Origin of the sequence: Sunxiuqinia rutila (assembly GCF_050589705.1) — a bacterium.
In the GTDB taxonomy this organism is placed as follows: Bacteria; Bacteroidota; Bacteroidia; order Bacteroidales; family Prolixibacteraceae; genus Sunxiuqinia; species Sunxiuqinia rutila.
The window spans coordinates 147,777-165,864 of the sequence record NZ_JBNGOT010000003.1 but is presented as its reverse complement, the minus strand read 5'-3'; the positions used below and the strand labels follow the sequence as shown (position 1 = coordinate 165,864).

Below are 18,088 nucleotides of genomic sequence, written 5' to 3'. Positions count from 1 at the left end.
CTGAAAAGAGAGTGGCTTTTTTTATTGTGTAAAATGATTGTCCGTACGAATCTTTTGGCACTGCCAATTGATGCCGTTGAGGGGCTTACTTCAATGTATGATTATTGAATGAAAGCCTAGTTGACAGCGGGTTTTACTCGTACTTTTCGGGAGCTTTTCAGTTTAGGGTGGTGGATTTCCGGATTGAATAAGGTCAGTGTCAAACAAAAACGGCTGCCATTGCCCGGACTGCTTTGTACTTTGATTTCACCGTTCAGAGCTATGGTAAATTCCTTACAAACGGTTAAGCCCAAACCCGAACTTTTCTCGCCCTCAGTTCCCGGCGTAATCTTTGCCCGGTCAACCTGAAACAGGATAGGAAGTTTTTCAGGAGGGATGCCAATCCCGGAATCCTGGATGCAAAGCTCAGCAACGCGATCGCCGGAACAGTAGCTTAACCGGATTGTGCCTTCTTTAGGAGTGAATTTAACGGCGTTGTTGATCAGGTTGCGGCAGATGGTTCTCAGCATATTTCGGTCAGCCCAAACCTGCACATCTTCCACGTCTTCGCAAACTAAACGAATGGCTTTTGTTTGCGCAATTGGCAGGTACAGGTCAAAGCATTCTTCAACAATTTCCTGTAAACTAACCTTCTCAAAGAACGGGCTTAAGCCCTCCGACTGGCTTTTTGCCCAGTTTAGCAGGTTGTCGGTTAACTCTAAAACCTGATCATTTTTTTGCTCCATCATTTGAGCAACGGTTTCCAGATCGTCGTAACGTTTGTCTTCCAGGTAGAAACCAATGAGTTTGGCAACATTGGCAATGGATACCAACGGGCTGCGTAAATCATGGGCAATAATTCCAAACAGCTTATTTTGCGTATCAATCGATTTTTGCAATTTTTCATTCTGATCCGAGATTTGATTGTTCTGCTTCAAAATGCGTTTGCCCTGCACTTGTAAAAGCCGGTTTACCTTGCGGTAGTAATAATAGAAGTAAATGAAAATAGCCAGGATGCCCGAAACTAAGAAAATGACAATGAACAGGTAGTTTCGCTGGGCGCGTTGAATGTATAGTTCATCTTCCTTCAGCTGATTGTCCTGCTCAAGCAAGGTGATTTGGGTATTCTTTTTCTCAGTTTCGTATTGCTTTTCAAGCTCCAGGATTTTCTCTGTGGTTTCAAGTTGATAGATGGTGTCGTTGAGCTGGCGGAAAAGATCCATGTAGTTAAGGGCCTTATCTAAATCCTCAACCGATTGGGTTTCGTACCCACGCCCCCAATAGTTGAGGTAAAGGTTTTTATAATTACCCAGGATCGATTTTTTGTGATCGATTGCTTTGGCGATTTCCAGCGCTTTTAAAAAATAAACTTCAGCCTTGGAGTATTGATCCTGATCTACTTGGATTGCTCCCAACACCCGGTAACAACGTTCAATTTGCGTTTGATCTCCAATCGTCATATAAGCTTCCAACGACTGATTGATGTAGTCTTCAGCTTGCTGATAGCGCTTTTGCCGGTAATACAAGGCCCCCAGGTTATAGGTAATTGATGCCAGATTGGCTGGGTGGTCAGCTTTTTTAATTTCCTGGTACGCTTTGCTGTAAAGTGCTTCGGTTTTGTCATATTTCCGTTGTACCGCATACACATTGCCTTGATTCATGAAAAGGCTGAAGCGCTGAAGAGGAGTTAACTGGAAAAAATAGTTTTCTTCCAACTGGCTGAAATAACTTAAAGCCACATCATAATTCTTCATTTTCCGATGAACCATACCCAAGTTATTTAAAATACTAAAGCGAAGGTCAATGGCATCGGTGCTCGTTAATAGTTTTTGGGCAGCAATCAAATGCTCAATGGCAAGCTTAAAGTTGTAATCATCCTGAAAATTACTGGCTAGCTGAATGTGTGTTTCAATTTCTGCAATCCGGTTAACCTGTTGTTGGGTTTGGCCTAATAGCTGATTTAGGATGGTATAAGCGGTATCTTTTTTCCCAGCCTGGTAGTAGGCTTTGCCCTGGATCAGTTGGGTTTCCCAAATTCCCTGCTGATAATCGATTGTTGTTGCTTTTTGGAAAATCTCCTGGCTTAAGAGAAGCGCGCTGTCCAGGTTGCGATTGGTCAGTTCATCAAGTTGTTGCAGTAAATGGTTGATCGCAGTTGTGTCAGCCTGCTTTGTAGCGGGAACTTGAGCATAAGTGTCCGTCAAGCCCAGAAGGAGTAGTAAGGATAGAAAGCATTGCTTTGGCATGATCACCAAGGATTAGAGAAATATTACATAAGCACAGCGAAAGTTACAAAAAAGGCTTGGTATTATAACGATTGTTTAGAAAAAGGTAACCCGAAATTTGTCAGGTTACCTTTATCGGGTTGGTTCTGGAATTATTCTGATGAATCAATAAAGTCAATGTCGGTTTCTTCGTCTGGTGGAGGGCCCATTAGACCTTTGGCAACAACTTGCCGACCCAGGCACTTGATGGTTTGGTACTTGCTTGCAGTTTCCAGCGGAATGCTGACTGACGTGGAGAAAATAGGAGTCTCCGGACCATTCATGAGTTGGGTGGTTGTCGATAATTCGATGATGACACCCCAGTAGGCTTTTTCACCCTTTTTGACTTCCTGCTGTGTGATCGAGGAAATGGTTTGTGTTTTACCGGCTGTCAGAACCACATCCAGCACGTAGTCCTCTGCGGTTTTGCTTAAGCTTAAGTAAGGTTTGTAGCTTTTCATAAATTCAATTTTTGGAATTTTTCAGTAGTGAAGTTAAAAAATAATCTGCTTATTTTATATAAGCCTCTATAAATCTTTTCATTAAATGAAACAAACAGGCTTTTCTTCAATTTGTTTCTTTCAAAGAAAAATAAAATTTGAAAAGCTGTATAGACTGGTTAGCTTACGGATGTAAGCTTTAGATTAAAAATTGACTTTGTGAGGAGCAAAAAGGAGGGGCTATAAGAAAAAGAAGAGCCCCGAACTTTGTGATAGATCGGGGCTCAATCTTATATTCCGTGTGAATTTATTTTACATCAGCAGCACAACGAAATCCGGTATTGAAAAGCGATGTTTCGTGTGAGTTGAATGACCGTCCGGAAACGGTAAAACTAGCTTCGCCATTTTGGTCAAAAAAGAAAGAGCCGCCACGGATTACTTTCACATTTTCATCTTTGCGGAAAGGCATGCTGTTTCCCGGATAGAGCTGATACGTGTCGGCACACCAGTTCCAAACATTGCCGCCCATATCGGTCAATCCGGCTTCGTTTTTTCCAAAGGCTCCAACGGGCGAAGTCAATTGGTAGCCATCTTCATTGCTATTGTGGTTTACCTCGTCGCCTTGCCAAACATTGGCTTTGTACTGTCCGTTTTTAACGAGCTGGTCGCCCCAGCTGAAACGTTGCTGATTGTTTTTGCCACTTCGGGCAGCCACTTCCCATTCGGCCTCGGTGGGCAGTCGTTTGCCGGCCCATGAGGCGTAAGCTTTCGCATCGTTCCAGCTCACATGCGTTACCGGGTGGTTATTGGTAGCTTTATCATGATCCGGCCCCAAAGGATATTCCCAGTTGGTGCCTTTTTTCAACTCCCATTGATTGGTTGTGAAGTTAAATACGCCCGAATCCCCAAACTTTTCAGCTTCTGTTTTATAACCAGTAGCCTCAATAAATTGTCGGAACTGCGCCACGGTTACGGGCGATTGGTCGATATAGAAGGCATTGAGGTCAACAGCATGCACCGGTTGTTCATTGGGCAAGCCCTTATCGCTGCCAATAAAATAGCTTCCGGCAGGAAATTGCACCATGTTGGTGAAATCGGGAGTTGCCTGTTCGGCAACTTGGGCAAGTTCTTGTTTTGGAGACTCAGGGGCTTGGTTCGTTGCTTGTTTCGAGTTGCTTGAGGAATTACTGCAGGAGGCGATCAGGCATCCGGTAATGGCGATGGTTGCTAATTGAATTTGCATGTTGAGCTTGTAAAAATTGAGCCTAAAATTGCTGAATTCTATTGGTTATTCAAAATAAAAAAACGGCTGATTGGAGCACTTATGCAGGTGAATCGAGTTGGCGTTTTGACGAAGAAAAGATTGTTTACTTGTCGAATAAATTTTCGTATACCAAAAAGTTGTTGTTCTTTTAGTATCGTAAAATCTTAAAAACCAAAGATCATGAAACGGAAAGCATTTCTATTGACAGCTATTCTTTTGGTCGCGATATCCGGCTGTGTGATTGTTTCATTCTACCCCTTATATACTGAAGATGATTTATTTCCCAATGATTTGTTGCTTGGAGAGTGGATGGATTCGGACTCTGCGGTGTGGGCTTTTGAGTTTAATTACAGCGGAGAGCATGTGCCTGAAAACCTAGACAGTACAGCTTATATTTTACGCATTAAGGATGAGGGAGAGGAGGGTTTTTCCAAAGAATCCTTCCTGGTTCACCTGATTAAGCTTGAAGACCACTATTTCCTGAATTTTAAACTGGATGATTATTTTGGGAAAGATCCTGATTTTTTCGATATGCATCTGGTGTCTGTCAACAGTTTTGCCCGCTTGAAGCTGACGGACAAAGGGCCTCAAATCAATTGGTTTGATTTGGAATGGCTGGAAAATTTGATTGAGCAGGACCCAAGCTCAATTGCACATGAAAACAATGGCGATCGTATTCTGTTGACCGCCAAAACACCAGAACTTCAAAGGTTTGTCCTAAAATATGCCAATTCGGAAGCTGCTTTTGAAAATGGCCTGTCTGCAACATTGACCCGGATTGAGAAGTGATCAGCCCATTGGCTGAATCACCCCGGCATTCCGGGCTTTACAGTTCAAACCATTCTTCGGCTTTCAGATGATAGTCTTTTTCATCTTTATGGCGGAAGGTGTTGGTGCGGGGAACAGGCTCATAATTTTCGCAGTAGCTGCTGCTGTTAGTAATGATGTCTTTCAAGGCTTCAATAAATAAATTGACTTCCGCATTGGTCATTGTCGGATGGAGCGACCAACGCACCCAGCCCGGCTTCTCGGACATGTCGCCCAAGTTGATTTGCTCGGTAATTTCAGAAGAACGCTCGGCCGTTACTTCCAATAAGAAATGGCCGTAGGTGCCTGCACAAGCACAACCGCCACGCACCTGAATGCCATATTGATCGTTGAGCAGCTGAACTAACAGGTTGTAATGAATTCCAGGCACATAAAATGAAATGACCCCCAACCGGTCACGATCCTGATCGGCCAGAATTTTGACTTCCGGAATGCTGTCCAGCCCTTCGAAAGCAAGTTGCAACAACTCTTCCTCGCGGGCGCGGATGTTATCCATACCCATTTGATCTTTTAGTTGAAAGCAGAGAGCGGTCTTAATGGATTGTAAAAAACCCGGTGTCCCACCGTCTTCACGAGCTTCAATATTGTCCACATACTTGTATTTACCCCAAGGGTTGGTCCAGTCTACCGTTCCGCCTCCCGGATGGTCGGGTACGGTGTTGTGATACATCGATTTGTCGAATACCAGAACGCCGGAAGAGCCGGGACCCCCTAAGAATTTGTGCGGCGAAAACAGAATGGCATCCAACTTCATCATCGGGTCTTCGGGATGCATGTCTATCTCGTCATAGGGGGCCGAAGCAGCAAAGTCAATGAAGGCTACGCCACCAAACTCATGCATAATTTTTGCCAGTTCGTAGTAAGGCGTACGAATTCCTGTTACATTGGAACATGCCGTAAATGAGCCGATTTTAAACGGCCGGTCTTTATATTCTTCCAGTTTCTTGCGCAAATTTTCCGGTTTTACCAGCAGGTTTTCATCCGGCTCAATAATGACCACGTCAGCAATGGTTTCGTACCAGCTGGTGTGGTTCGAATGGTGCTCCATGTGCGTAATAAAAACCACTGGCTTTTCGCGTTCGTGGATACACTTTTTCCCCGATATTTTACCGCAGACCTTCAACCCTAGAATGCGCTGAAACTTATTAATAACTGTAGTCATTCCGAAGCCGGCGGTAATGATGACATCATTGGGCCCGGCATTGACATGTTTTTTTATGATCTGATGAGACAACTGATAGGCCTTGGTCATTAAGGCACCAGTTTCGCTGGTTTCGGTATGGGTGTTGGCTACAAACGGGCCAAATTGTTCCTGAAGCTTCTGTTCAATGGGACGGTACAAACGTCCGCTGGCAATCCAGTCGGCATAAAGTATTTTTTGGGTTCCAAACGGGCTTGTAAATGATTGGTCAATTCCAATGATGTTTTCCCGAAATGTGCTAAAATAGTTTTCCAGTTGACTCATCTTTCTTTTATATTCTACCACGGCAAAATAAGGTGTTTCAACTGACATATGAACAGAAAAAAGTCATTTTTTTTCATTCAAAAAAGCAGGTGGGGGAAAACGATGGTGACAATTCGTCATTTTTTGGAAGTGGCACAGGCTTTGAAAATATGCAGCCGTAAAATTCGATGTTAAACTAAAAAAATAAATAGCGATGCAAAAAGGTAAAATTGGCGTTTCAAGTGACAATTTATTCCCGATCATCAAAAAGTTTTTATACTCAGATCACGATATTTTTCTTCGTGAAATTGTGTCAAATGCTGTTGATGCGACTCAAAAATTAAAAACATTGGCTGGCCGTGGCGAAACAAAAGCTTCAGTAGAAGATGCAAAAGTACGGGTTTCGTTGGACGAAGAGAAGAAGACCATCACCGTTTCGGATAATGGGATTGGAATGACAGCCGATGAAATTGAAAAATACATCAACCAGATTGCTTTCTCGGGAGCCAATGAATTCCTTGAAAAATACGAGAACGATGCGAATGCGATTATTGGACATTTCGGATTGGGTTTCTATTCTTCTTTCATGGTTTCGGACAAGGTGGAAATTGTTACCAAGTCGCACCAGGAAGGAGCTACTGCCGTAAAATGGTCATGCGATGGAAGTCCGGAATACAGCATTGAAGAGGCTGATCGTGATGGTGAGGGAACGGACATTATCATGTATGTGAATGAAGATTCCAAAGAATTCCTAAATAAGGAGAGGATTTCTGAAATTCTGAATAGATATTGTAAGTTTTTGCCGGTGCCAGTAGTGTTCGGAAAACAAACCGAATGGAAAGATGGCCAACAAGTGGAAACGGAAGAAGACAATCAGATCAATGAAACAAACCCAGCCTGGACCAAAGCTCCGGTTGATTTGAAAGAGGAAGATTATGCTTCGTTTTACCGCAAGCTTTACCCCATGGGCGATGATCCGTTGTTTAACATTCACCTGAATGTGGATTATCCATTCAACCTGACCGGAATTTTGTATTTCCCAAAATTGAAAAACAGCATCGAGGTTCAGAAGAATAAGATTCAACTGTACTCGAACCAGGTTTTTGTAACCGATTCGGTAGAAGGAATTGTACCCGAATTCCTGACCTTGCTGCATGGGGTGATTGACTCGCCGGATATTCCCTTGAACGTATCTCGTTCGTATTTGCAGAGCGATTCAAATGTGAAAAAGATCAGCAGCCACATCACTAAAAAAGTGGCCGATCGTTTGAACCAGTTGTTTAAAGACAACCGGGAAGATTTTGAGAAGAAATGGGATGACCTGAAGATTTTTATCGAATACGGAATGCTGACCGATGAAAAATTTGCTGAACGGGCGATGAACTTCTTCCTGTTTAAAAATACCGATGGAAAGTATTTCACTTTTGAAGAATATGAAAATCTGATTAAGGAAAACCAAACCAACAAGGACAACAACCTGGTTTACTTATATACCAGCAACATGGACGAGCAGTACACCTTTGTTCAAACGGCCAAAGATAAGGGATATGATGTATTGGTGATGGACAATGTGCTGGCAACTCCGCTGCTGAATAAGTTTGAGCAGCAATACTCCGACAAGCGCTTTGTACGGGTTGACTCGGATGTGGTTGAAAACCTGATTCAGAAAGAAGAAGAAACAGAAAGCCTGAGCTGGGAAGAGAAAGAAGAGCTAAGTCCGATTTTCCAGGCCGTGTGTCCCGAAACGAATGGTGTAAACTACATTGTTGACTTTAAAAACATGGGGGAGAAGGGCCAGCCAATTGTGATTACCCGCAATGAATTCATGCGACGCATGAAAGACATGGGACAACTACAGGGTGGAATGAGCATGTATGGCGATTTGCCCGACAGCCTGAACCTGGTGGTTAACACGGCTCATCCGTTGGTGCAAAAAGTGTTGGAGGCCAAAGAAAACAAGATGGGCGAGGAGTTTACCACCATCAAAGATGAACTGGCCGAAAAAAAGCAAGAACGTCAGGAGTTGGAAAAAGCGAAAGAAGGAAAGAAAGAGGAAGAAGTTCCGGCAGCTGACAAAGAAAAACTGGAAGACCTTAGCAAAACGATTGCGGAACTGGAGCAGCAAAAGCGGGCAAAATTGACTGACTTCGGAAAACAGAATAAGCTGACCAAACAGTTGGTTGATTTGGCTTTGCTGGCTAACGGCATGCTGAAAGGCGAAGCGCTGGATCAGTTTGTGCGCCGTAGCGTTGAGCTCATCAAGTAGACCAGAATTCGAATAAAATAACTGAAGTACGAAAAAGAGCGATGGGGCTTTAGCCCGGTTGCTCTTTTTTTGTTTAGGGTTTTGCAAGAACAGATTTGATAAATTCCTTAATTCCTAGTTTGTCTAGAATGCTGACCAAGAGATGCTTGGTTTTGTTTCGCGCTTTTGATAATATACTGACCCTACAGTATTTTTGAATAAGCTTGTCAAATGGAAGCTGATGAATTGCATTGAAAAAGTCGGATCTTTTCGGATGGGCTTTAACTGATCTTACTGATGAGGGATTGTGTTTGATAGCCTCCATAAGATCAACCTCCTTCCAATTTATTTGGCCTTTAATACGATCAAAAAATTCAATTGATTTCGGAGTATTTAGAAATACCAAAGAGGTACCTTTATTGTCATCCATTTGGGGAAGTTGACTTTCAATTCCCCAAAAATCACCAAGAGTGATATCACTTTTTCGGTTTGAATTCTTAAAATCACAGGTGTAACAGGAAGGCCTTAAGCAAATGTTTCTTAAGAAGGCTTTTAAATACAAATCATTCGTTAAGGGTTCTAAAAAAGTTGAAGCGCTTGCAAATGATAGTTTCATGGAGAATAACTTCCATCCATAATCTTTTGCTCTAAAAGATATGGTTTCAAGCTGAGATTTGTGTTGTGCTGTTTGAAAATCGAGGTATTTACGCCAAACCATTGGAGAAGGAACTCCATGACAGATAAAATCCAAACAAATTAAGGACTGATAATCTTTTCTAAGGTATGTTTTAAGACCTCCAATCTGGCATGGAGTGCCTGAAAATAAGACGTTTCTTCCTGATTCTAAATAGGACTCAATCCTGCTAAATGTATCACCTATTTTACTTTCAACGTATTTTGACCCTTGGAACTTTTTGATGTCATCAACATTTACAATGCAAGTGTGTTCCACCTCAAATTGATCATTAAAACATGCTCCGAAAACAACGCCATTCTGAGAAATAACCCATTTCGAAAGCTCATGGAAAATACCACCTGATGAGCTTTGTAGCCGTATTTCTTCATTGAGGTTGTAACAAGCATAAGCTGTTGGATGGATTTTCTGGTATTCTCCATGGAAAATAGGACAAACCTCGATGCATTTTCCGCACTCAAGGCAATTGGAGTTTACTTCAGGATACCAAAAGCCCTCGTGATCAGGGATCATATCAATGCAGTCAATTGGACATACGGTAGCGCACGCATGACATCCATTACATTTATGTCTATTCGTACTATTGATTTTATCGGTTATCATACTTTATTTCTTTAATATGAATGCTACCGTTGCGTGTAGGTCCTTAGTACAGCTATGCTATTACTGGTTTTTACAGAAGTACCATTATTAAAATTACTAATTAATCCATCGAATGTCAATTCTTATTTCAATAGGATTTAAGAAAAAATCGGAGGCGATATAATGGGTTATATCGAGTTGCCTAAAACAAAAACGCCCCCTTTGGTTGAAGGAGGCGCTAAAGTTATTTTTTGTCTTACTACTTAATCGGAACCTGGCGTTTGAATTCCATCTCCAATGAAATAAATGTTTCAGTTCGAGCAATGCCGTCAACCTCTTGCAATTCCTCATCGATAATGCGTTTGAGGTGGTTGTTGGTTTTGGTTTGTATTTTCACAAAAATAGCATACGAACCAGTGGTGTAGTGACATTCAACAATCTCCGGAATCTTTTTCAGGGCTTCAACCACTTGGGTGTGGTATTTGGCCTTATCAAGGAAAAGTCCCATGTAAGCGCAAGTGTTATACCCTAATTTAGAGGGATTAACAATAAATTCACTTCCTGAAACCACCCCCAAATTCAACAAGCGTTGCACACGTTGGTGAATAGCTGCACCCGAAACGCCACATTCGCGGGCTACCTCCAGGAAAGGAATTCGGGCATTTTTAGTTATTAACCGAAGGATTTTCTCATCCAACTCGTCAATTTGCGGTAGCGGAACTGTAGTATGATCTTGATTCATTCTTAATATTTTTTCAACTTCGAAACTAAAAGCTAAAGATATAAAAAATCAACTATAATTAATTAACCGTATTTTATTGCAGGTCATTTGTTATGATTCGTAAGTAAATGCGAAAAGATGGTTATAAAATAGTTGTTTTAGATCTTGTCGGCGAAAATAGTTTATTTTTTTTAAATAGCGCCTTTCGGATCATTGAAAAATCAAACCCTTACGCGTTCTTTTGAATGGGCGTAATTGCTTGATTTAAAAGGTCGGTAATGTCGTTACCACTTGGACTTTGGAATATCCGCAGTCCGAATTCCGGTAAAATGGCCAGTACATGATCCATGATATCGGCTTGGATCTCTTCATATTTTGCCCATTCCTGATCTTTACTGAAGACATAAAATTCCAAAGGCAATCCCTTTTCAGAGGGTTGCAGGTGACGAACCAAAAACGTCATATCCTGATGAATTTTAGGATGCTGACGCAAATAGTTTTCCAGGTAATGACGAAAAATACCCAGGTTGGTTTGTCGCCGCCCATTGTAAACGTCACCTTCTTCAATATTTAATTTCTTGTTGTGTTCCTTAATTTCTTTTTCGCGCTGCTGCAGATAATCTTTTAGCAGGTAGAAACGATTTAGCTTATCCAGTAGGGCCTGATCGCAAAAACGTACGCTTCGCATATCCAAATTAACCGAGCGTTTAATGCGACGTCCGCCGGATTCTTCCATTCCCACCCAGTTGTTAAACGATTCGGACACCAAAGCGTAGGTTGGAATGGTGGTAATGGTTTTATCCCAGTTTTGCACTTTTACCGTGTTTAGGCTGATGTCAATAACGGTACCATCGGCGTTGTGGCTGGGCATGGCAATCCAGTCGCCAGGCTTAAGCATCTTGTTGGCCGATAGTTGAATACTGGCAACCAGACTTAAGATGGTATCTTTAAAAACCAAGAGTAAGACCGCCGCAATGGCACCCAAACCTCCAATCAGAAAAAGGGGTGATTTCCCGATCAGGATCGAAATCACAAAAATAATGGAGATGCAAATGATTAGAATCTGAAGCAGCTGAATGTATCCTTTGATGGGGCGGTTGGTCGCGTAAGGAGTGGTTTGGTAAATATCGTTGGCGGCATTAGCGAACCTTACGGCAAACAGGGTAAAGATGCCGATAAAATAGATTCGGGAAAGGCCGAGCAGGAAACTACTGATAAATTCACTGTCCGAGAAATCGTGGGTGTAATACAGCAAAAATGCCGATGAAAGGTGGGCCAGTGCGCTAAAAACCTTGCGCTTAACAAGAAAGTCATCCCATTGAGTTTTGGTTTTCGAAACAAACTGATGAACCACTTTGGCCAGAATGCGACGTGTGAGCCAATGGGCAGCACGTGCTACCAGAAATAAAACGATAAGACAGGAAAATATGGCAATTGAATTTGCGGCGCCATCAGGAACATTCATATCCCGCAGCAGGGTTTTGAAAAATGTCAAGAGGTAGTTCATATGATAAAGATCAAAGGAATTTGTAGAATTGTGATTATTTTTAGGAGTTAAAATTAATGATTTTGTTATGATTAGAAAATGGAGATTACTCAGTTTTGTACTTGTGATTCTTCCTCAGTTTTTATTGGCCCGGGGTGATTTCTCAGAACACTTCATAAACAAGACTTTACGGATTGATTATTTGCTGGGAGGCACTGATCAAACGGCTGAAGTCGTTATCAAACAACTCAAAAAGGAACCTCATTATGGTGGTTCGCATGTGAATTTGGTGGAGGCGAACACCAAGGGGACTTACCGTTACCAGCTGGTGGATGTGGCCACTGATGAGGTGATTTTCTCCAGAGGATTTTGTCCCATCTTTCAGGAGTGGCAGGCCACCGATGAAGCCAAGAAACAAAAAGGAAGCTTTTATCAGGTGGCTGTTTGTCCGTTTCCTAAAAAGATCTGTCGGTTTATTATTGAACAACGGAATTGGGAAGGGGTGTTTGAACCTGTTTTCAAGACCGAAATTGATCCGGACAATTATTTCATTTTGGATGAGCAGGTTCCTGATTATGAAGTGGAGAACTTGTTAGAAAATGGAAACCCCAAAACGAAGGTTGATGTGGTGATTTTGCCGGAGGGTTATACCGCCGATGAAATGGATAAGTTTTTAACCGATGCCCGTCGTATGCTCAAGGCCTTGTTTGAAACGCAGCCTTTCAAACGTCATCAGAAGGATTTTAACTGGTATGCCGTGAAAGTTCCTTCCGTCGAGGCCGGAACCGATATTCCCGGAGAATACATCTATAAGAACACAGCTTTTAATTCGCATTTTTATACCTTCGACACGCCCCGCTATCTGACGACCCAGGATATGCTCTCTATTCATGATGCGGCCTCTGTTGTGCCCTACGACCATATCTATTTATTGGTGAATACCGATCGGTATGGTGGTGGCGGCTTTTACAATTTTCTTTCAATTACTTCGGTTGATGATCCGCTGGCGGAAAAGGTGTTTATCCATGAGTTTGGGCATGGTTTTGCCGGACTGGCCGATGAGTATTACACTTCGGGAGTGGCCTACAGCGACTATTACAACCTGGAGGTTGAACCTTGGGAAGCCAACATTACCACCTTGGTTAATTTCCAGTCGAAGTGGGCCGAGCTGATTGATGAAGCAACGCCCCAGCCAACGCCCCGTATCGCCAAATATGATGATGTGGTTGGTTTATTTGAAGGCGGTGGCTACAGCGAAAAAGGAATTTACAGTCCGGTCATGGATTGCCGCATGAAGAGTAACGGCCCCAAGGGCTTTTGCCCGGTCTGCCAGCAAGCCATTGAACAAGTAATTGACTGGCATTGCAAATAATCGTTAAAATAAAGCCCTTCCGGGAAAATCGGAAGGGCTTTATTGGGTGCCTTACTCAGGCTGCTTGAGTATGCTGGCCGGAAGGCTTGGGTGCCTTACCCACGATGCTTGGGCGCACTGGTCAGGATGCTTGGGCACACTAGCCAAGGAGTATGGGAGCCTTGCTCAGACGCTTTGGGTACACTGCTCAATCAATCGGACCAGCGGTGGAATTCAAAAAGGAAACCACTTCTTTGCTGCTGGTGTTATTCTTTTGTTTTTTGGGCTTGCATCCAGTAGCCGGCTACCAATCCCAGTCCTCCAAACAGGAAGATCATGGAGACATAAGCCGTGCCTTCCTCAAGCGAGGTGACATTATCCAAGATATTTCCGAATAATACTCCCAGTGCCACACCAATAAATAACAAGCCAGTTTTCAGTGTTAGAAAATTGGACACTTTGCCTGCTCCCTTAAAAATTGTAGGGTCAGTTCCCTTTTCAATCATCGCCATCCGTTCTTTGTTGCGGGTTGTCAGAAAGACGTACACCATGGCAAAGATAAAAGCGAAAAAACTTACGGGTATTACAATTGCTTCATTCATAACTTTATGTTTTAATTGTTTCTTTTCATTTTTGTCGACCTTATGACGCAACTTTCGGGAGCAGGTTACACGCTTTTTACTTTTTTAGATCAATTTAATTTCAAGGGGCTTGCTTTTGGGGTGTTGGAGGATTGATTTTTGCTTTTCCTATACTTTGCTTTTTTCTTAAGCTGTTTTGCCGGCCGAAATAACTGACTGATTGAAGTATGCCTGAAATCAATCAATTTTTTCGTATTTTTTGTAACCGAAGGTCAAATCACTCGTCAAAAATGTAGCATGAACCTAAAGGATGATCATTATTACATTGAGCAGGTGAGGGGAGGCAACAGTTCTGCCTTTTCGTATTTGGTTGAGAAGTACCGGGATATGGTCTATGGCTTAGCGTTGAAAATGCTGAAAAACACAGAAGATGCAGAAGAGCTGGCGCAAGATACTTTTGTCAAGGCCTTTCAGTCCATCGGAACGTACAAGGGAAATTCGAAGTTTTCGACCTGGCTTTACCGGATTACCTACAATGGGGCGATCACGATTCTGCGAAAGCGTAAAGTCGAAATCCATTCCCTGGATGAGCAGCAACTGTCGGATCAGGATGAAATGAGTATCCATAGCCGGCTGCATGAAATTGACAAGGAAGAATTGGGCCGAAGTTTGAAAAAGGCTTTGGAAACCTTGCCCGAGGACGACCAGGTGCTGATTACGTTATTTTATTACGAAGAACAGCGGGTGGAAGACATCGTGCAGATTACAGGATTGAGTGAGAGCAATGTGAAGGTGAAAATATACCGGGCACGAAAGAAAATGTATAGCTTTTTGAAAGAAAACCTGGAAGAAGCTGTTTTTAATGAATTGTAAGGAGACATTGTAAACGGAAGAGAAAGGACACGATATGGAAAAGACAGATGCTAATTTCAAGGAATTGATGAAGGCTTACCAGCCGGAGAAAGCACCAGGCAACTTTACGCTTGAGGTGATGAACCGGATTTATGCTGAATCCAGCCAAATTTCGGAATATAAACCTGTTCTGAATAAATGGTTTTTACGTGTGGTTTATTTGCTGATTGGCAGCTATGTGCTGCTTGCTATGTTTAGCACGGGAGCAGAGCCGGCTGCATCGGGCAAAAGCAAATTCTTTGGATGGCTGCCCCAGCTTGACTGGTCGGGTGCTGCTGAAGCCGGGGAAAAAGTAACCGGTGTTTTGGGAGGCTTACCTCAGTATATAGTTGTGATTTTCTTGTCGGCTACCTTTTTATTGTTGCTCGATCAATGGATTTTGAAACGCAAAAAAGCAGATTGAGTTAGGGCTTTGGTTCAAAAATGATAGGCATACTCATGCTCACGCGAACCACTTCATCTCCATTTTTTCCGGGTACCCAAGGGGGCATATTCAACAACAGTCTCCGCACTTCCTCTTCGTAATTCGGGCAGTTTTCCAGTCCTTGTCGTATTTTGACCTGGCTGATGGTGCTGTCCTTTTCAACCACAAAATATACCAGCACTTTCCCCCGACACGTAGGAGCCGGGAGCCGTAAGCTGTCTTGCACATACCGCATAAAGCTTTCGTTAAGTGAGAAACCCCCTTTGTAATGAAAGGAAGGAAGCTCACTGGCAATAAACCAAATTTGCTCTTCCTGCTTCTGAGATGATGCTGAGTAGGATACCAACAACAGAAGCAGTAGCGAAACGAGTTGCCTTATAGTGCCCGTAAACGAGCAGGGGTAAGGTGTTGCTTTCATTGGTTCGATGTTTTTGCGATTGTTGTCCAAAAGCGAACTAATTTCGACTGCGTGTTTTTGCTTTTGCTTTCGGCTTTTCTTTTTTTCGAACATAAATTAGTTTGAGTTGCCCTTTGGTGTTTTCCCGCTGGTCAATTTCGAAGTCCGGAATCGATTTAATGAGCGGAGTTAACTTCTGGAATCCATAGTTTCGAGAGTCGAAGTTGGGTTGTTTTTTTTGAATCAGGTTGCCCACATCCCCCAGGAAAGCCCAGCCATCATCATCTGCCAAGTCCGAAATGGACGAGGCAATCAGGCGAATGACCTTAGGCGTTATTTTGTCCAGATTACTTTTCGGAGGAGCCTTACTTTTCGTTACTTCTGATTCGTCTTCCTCTGGTTCGTTTTTCAGAATTTCAATGTAGATGAACTTATCACAAGCCACAATGAAGGGGTCGGGAGTCTTCTTCTCGCCAATGCCAAATACTTTCATACCAGCTTCGCGCAGGCGCGTAGCCAGCCGGGTAAAATCGCTGTCGCTCGATACCAGGCAAAACCCATTCACTTTTTCCGAATAAAGAATATCCATGGCATCGATAATCATGGCCGAGTCGGTGGCATTTTTTCCTGTAGTGTATCCGTATTGCTGAATGGGAGTGATGGCGTTTTCAAGCAGGAGGTTTTTCCAGCGCGACAGGTTGGGCTTGGTCCAGTCTCCATAAATCCGCTTGATGGTGGGGTTGCCATACTTGGCTATCTCTTCCATCATTTCCTTTACATAGGCCGATGGGATATTGTCGCCATCGATTAACACCGCTAATTTTAGGTCCATTGTTGAAAATTATTTGCTGCAAATTAGTCATAATGCGATAGAAACACACCATGAATGCTTAAAAATAAGCAAGCAAAACCTAGTATTAACGATAAGTAATTCCGCAGCCCATTATATTTCCTGGCTGATGATGTAAATCGTGTATCCCACATAAATCAGCAGAAGTAAACCGGCTTCCCAACGGTCGAGTTTTTTCTTCTTTCCGGTAAACATGGCAATAAACAGCAGTGACGTTCCGAAACACAGCAGCAGCATATCGGTATTGAAAACCGGGTTGTATTCAATGGGACTCAAAAGAGAGCTGACACCAAGAATCAGGAAGATATTGAAGATGTTGGACCCGATGATGTTTCCAACAGCAATATCATTGTTCTTCTTCAGTGCGGCTACAACGGAAGTAGCCAATTCGGGCAATGAAGTTCCCAGGGCAATAATTGTTAGCCCGATAATTTTTTCGCTAACTCCCAAGGCTGTTGCCATACTGACGGCATTGGTAACTACCAGCCGCCCGCCAATCACTAAGCCAGCCATACCAACAAGAATCAAGAACCAAATTTGAAGTGGTTTGAATTGTTTTTGCTCCGGGGCAGCTTCCTGTTTGTCAGTCTTTAGTTGTTTGTATACATAAAATAGAAAAGAGCCAAACAGCGCTAAGAGAATTAGTCCGTCGAGACGGGAAAGGATATGAGCGTTTGGAAACAGCCAATCGTTGGCCAGTACAATGAGCAAGACTGCTGCAAACAGCGAAAGTGGGATCTCTTTCCAAACGGTACTCGATTGCACCACCATGGGCGTGATGAGGCCGGCAAGTCCGAGAATGACAAACAAATTAATGTTGTTACTTCCGATGACATTCCCAAAAACCAGATCGTGGTGTCCTTGAAGGGAGGAGTAAACATTGACGACCAACTCGGGGGCAGAGGTGCCAAAAGCAACGATGGTAAGGCCAATGGCCAAATCTGAAACATGGTACTTTTTGGCCAGGGATGAGGCTCCGCTCACCATCCAGTCAGCACCTTTTATAAGCAACACTAAGCCAACTAACAATAACAAAATCTGCAGGGTCATAATCTGAGTCTAAAATTGATTCTTGTAAAAGCTAGTAACAGTAGCAAAGGTAATCAGTTTGGTCTGGTTTTGGTTTTAGCTTGAAGCCAAAAAAAGCGGAGTTGGTAGAACTCCGCTTTAGCTGTATCTTTTTAGAATGGTAAATCGTCTTGATTATTTGATTCTGGTGGAATATCATCCGGAGTAAATTCAGGAGGTAACATATCCGGAGCTCCGTTGGCTGCCAGACGGTCAATACGCCAGGCGTTGATGTTGTGGTACCAGCGACCATTAAACTCACGCGATTCAACCGAGAAAGAAACATTCACATCTTCGCCGGTATTCAATCCTTCCAGCAGTGATATTTTGTCATTGAACAGTGTAAAACAGATTTGCTTTGGAAACTGACCATCGACTACTTCAATCACAAACTCTTGTTTTTTCCAATCTTTCCCGGCTTTACTCACTCCGGAACTTACGTCTAAGATTTGGTTGATTTTTCCTTTTACTTCTAAACTCATTACTTCAATATTTTTCTGTTGCCAAAAATAGGGATAAAAAAAGACCCCTGAGAAAAAAATTCCAGGGGTTTATTAA

At 42.8% G+C, this 18,088-nt stretch carries 17 protein-coding genes; 5 read left to right on the top strand and 12 right to left on the bottom strand.

Annotation, left to right across the window (positions count from 1 at the left end):
- Window positions 1-116 precede the first annotated feature (116 nt).
- The 3 genes from ACRD6K_RS04380 to ACRD6K_RS04370 form a co-directional block, all read right to left on the bottom strand.
- Complete coding sequence (locus ACRD6K_RS04380) at window positions 117-2,225, bottom strand: tetratricopeptide repeat-containing sensor histidine kinase (RefSeq protein WP_430972222.1); 2,109 nt, start codon at window positions 2,223-2,225, stop codon at window positions 117-119.
- A 131-nt stretch (window positions 2,226-2,356) separates the two neighbouring features.
- Window positions 2,357-2,704: a hypothetical protein gene (locus tag ACRD6K_RS04375; RefSeq protein WP_299577903.1), complete on the bottom strand. Its 348-nt coding sequence runs from the start codon at window positions 2,702-2,704 to the stop codon at window positions 2,357-2,359.
- A 286-nt stretch (window positions 2,705-2,990) separates the two neighbouring features.
- Window positions 2,991-3,926, bottom strand: a complete 936-nt coding sequence (locus tag ACRD6K_RS04370; protein WP_430972221.1) for a formylglycine-generating enzyme family protein — start codon at window positions 3,924-3,926, stop codon at window positions 2,991-2,993.
- A gap of 201 nt (window positions 3,927-4,127) precedes the next feature.
- Between ACRD6K_RS04370 and ACRD6K_RS04365 the strand changes: the two genes are divergently transcribed.
- Window positions 4,128-4,736, top strand: coding sequence for a hypothetical protein (locus ACRD6K_RS04365; protein WP_430972220.1), 609 nt, complete (start codon window positions 4,128-4,130; stop codon window positions 4,734-4,736).
- 37 nt (window positions 4,737-4,773) lie between these two features.
- On the opposite strand, the gene ACRD6K_RS04360 is transcribed toward ACRD6K_RS04365, so the two are convergent.
- Window positions 4,774-6,240, bottom strand: coding sequence for an aminotransferase class V-fold PLP-dependent enzyme (locus ACRD6K_RS04360; protein ID WP_299577906.1), 1,467 nt, complete (start codon window positions 6,238-6,240; stop codon window positions 4,774-4,776).
- Between the two features lie 193 nt (window positions 6,241-6,433).
- On the opposite strand from ACRD6K_RS04360, the gene htpG reads away from it, so the two are divergent.
- Window positions 6,434-8,485: a molecular chaperone HtpG gene (htpG, locus tag ACRD6K_RS04355; RefSeq protein ID WP_430972219.1), complete on the top strand. Its 2,052-nt coding sequence runs from the start codon at window positions 6,434-6,436 to the stop codon at window positions 8,483-8,485.
- A gap of 73 nt (window positions 8,486-8,558) precedes the next feature.
- Here htpG and ACRD6K_RS04350 read toward each other — a convergent pair whose 3' ends face one another.
- From ACRD6K_RS04350 to ACRD6K_RS04340, 3 genes are all read right to left on the bottom strand, one after another.
- Window positions 8,559-9,761, bottom strand: a complete 1,203-nt coding sequence (locus ACRD6K_RS04350; protein ID WP_430972218.1) for a Coenzyme F420 hydrogenase/dehydrogenase, beta subunit C-terminal domain — start codon at window positions 9,759-9,761, stop codon at window positions 8,559-8,561.
- A 238-nt stretch (window positions 9,762-9,999) separates the two neighbouring features.
- On the bottom strand, window positions 10,000-10,482 hold the full coding sequence (locus ACRD6K_RS04345; protein WP_299577908.1) for an Lrp/AsnC family transcriptional regulator: 483 nt from the start codon (window positions 10,480-10,482) through the stop codon (window positions 10,000-10,002).
- A gap of 208 nt (window positions 10,483-10,690) precedes the next feature.
- The gene (locus ACRD6K_RS04340) at window positions 10,691-11,968 is read right to left on the bottom strand and encodes a mechanosensitive ion channel family protein (RefSeq protein ID WP_430972217.1); all 1,278 of its coding nucleotides are present in this window, start codon (window positions 11,966-11,968) and stop codon (window positions 10,691-10,693) included.
- Window positions 11,969-12,035: 67 nt separating this feature from the next.
- On the opposite strand from ACRD6K_RS04340, the gene ACRD6K_RS04335 reads away from it, so the two are divergent.
- Entirely contained in the window at window positions 12,036-13,319 is a 1,284-nt protein-coding gene (locus ACRD6K_RS04335; protein WP_430972216.1) for a M64 family metallopeptidase, read from the top strand.
- A gap of 245 nt (window positions 13,320-13,564) precedes the next feature.
- Here ACRD6K_RS04335 and ACRD6K_RS04330 read toward each other — a convergent pair whose 3' ends face one another.
- Complete coding sequence (locus ACRD6K_RS04330; protein ID WP_299577911.1) at window positions 13,565-13,900, bottom strand: DUF6249 domain-containing protein; 336 nt, start codon at window positions 13,898-13,900, stop codon at window positions 13,565-13,567.
- A 276-nt stretch (window positions 13,901-14,176) separates the two neighbouring features.
- Between ACRD6K_RS04330 and ACRD6K_RS04325 the strand changes: the two genes are divergently transcribed.
- On the top strand, window positions 14,177-14,752 hold the full coding sequence (locus ACRD6K_RS04325; RefSeq protein ID WP_299577912.1) for an RNA polymerase sigma factor: 576 nt from the start codon (window positions 14,177-14,179) through the stop codon (window positions 14,750-14,752).
- A gap of 34 nt (window positions 14,753-14,786) precedes the next feature.
- A complete protein-coding gene (locus tag ACRD6K_RS04320) occupies window positions 14,787-15,194 on the top strand; it encodes a hypothetical protein (RefSeq protein ID WP_430972215.1) in 408 nt (135 codons plus the stop codon).
- Window position 15,195: 1 nt separating this feature from the next.
- Here the strand turns inward: ACRD6K_RS04320 and ACRD6K_RS04315 are convergent, their stop codons facing one another.
- The 4 genes from ACRD6K_RS04315 to ACRD6K_RS04300 form a co-directional block, all read right to left on the bottom strand.
- Window positions 15,196-15,633 carry an energy transducer TonB gene (locus ACRD6K_RS04315; protein ID WP_430972214.1) on the bottom strand — a complete coding sequence of 146 codons (438 nt, stop codon included), beginning with the start codon at window positions 15,631-15,633 and terminating at the stop codon, window positions 15,196-15,198.
- Between the two features lie 37 nt (window positions 15,634-15,670).
- Window positions 15,671-16,444 carry an NYN domain-containing protein gene (locus ACRD6K_RS04310; RefSeq protein WP_299577915.1) on the bottom strand — a complete coding sequence of 258 codons (774 nt, stop codon included), beginning with the start codon at window positions 16,442-16,444 and terminating at the stop codon, window positions 15,671-15,673.
- Between the two features lie 111 nt (window positions 16,445-16,555).
- Entirely contained in the window at window positions 16,556-17,512 is a 957-nt protein-coding gene (locus ACRD6K_RS04305) for a calcium/sodium antiporter (protein ID WP_430972213.1), read from the bottom strand.
- 131 nt (window positions 17,513-17,643) lie between these two features.
- On the bottom strand, window positions 17,644-18,012 hold the full coding sequence (locus tag ACRD6K_RS04300) for a DUF3127 domain-containing protein (protein WP_299577917.1): 369 nt from the start codon (window positions 18,010-18,012) through the stop codon (window positions 17,644-17,646).
- Window positions 18,013-18,088 lie beyond the last annotated feature (76 nt).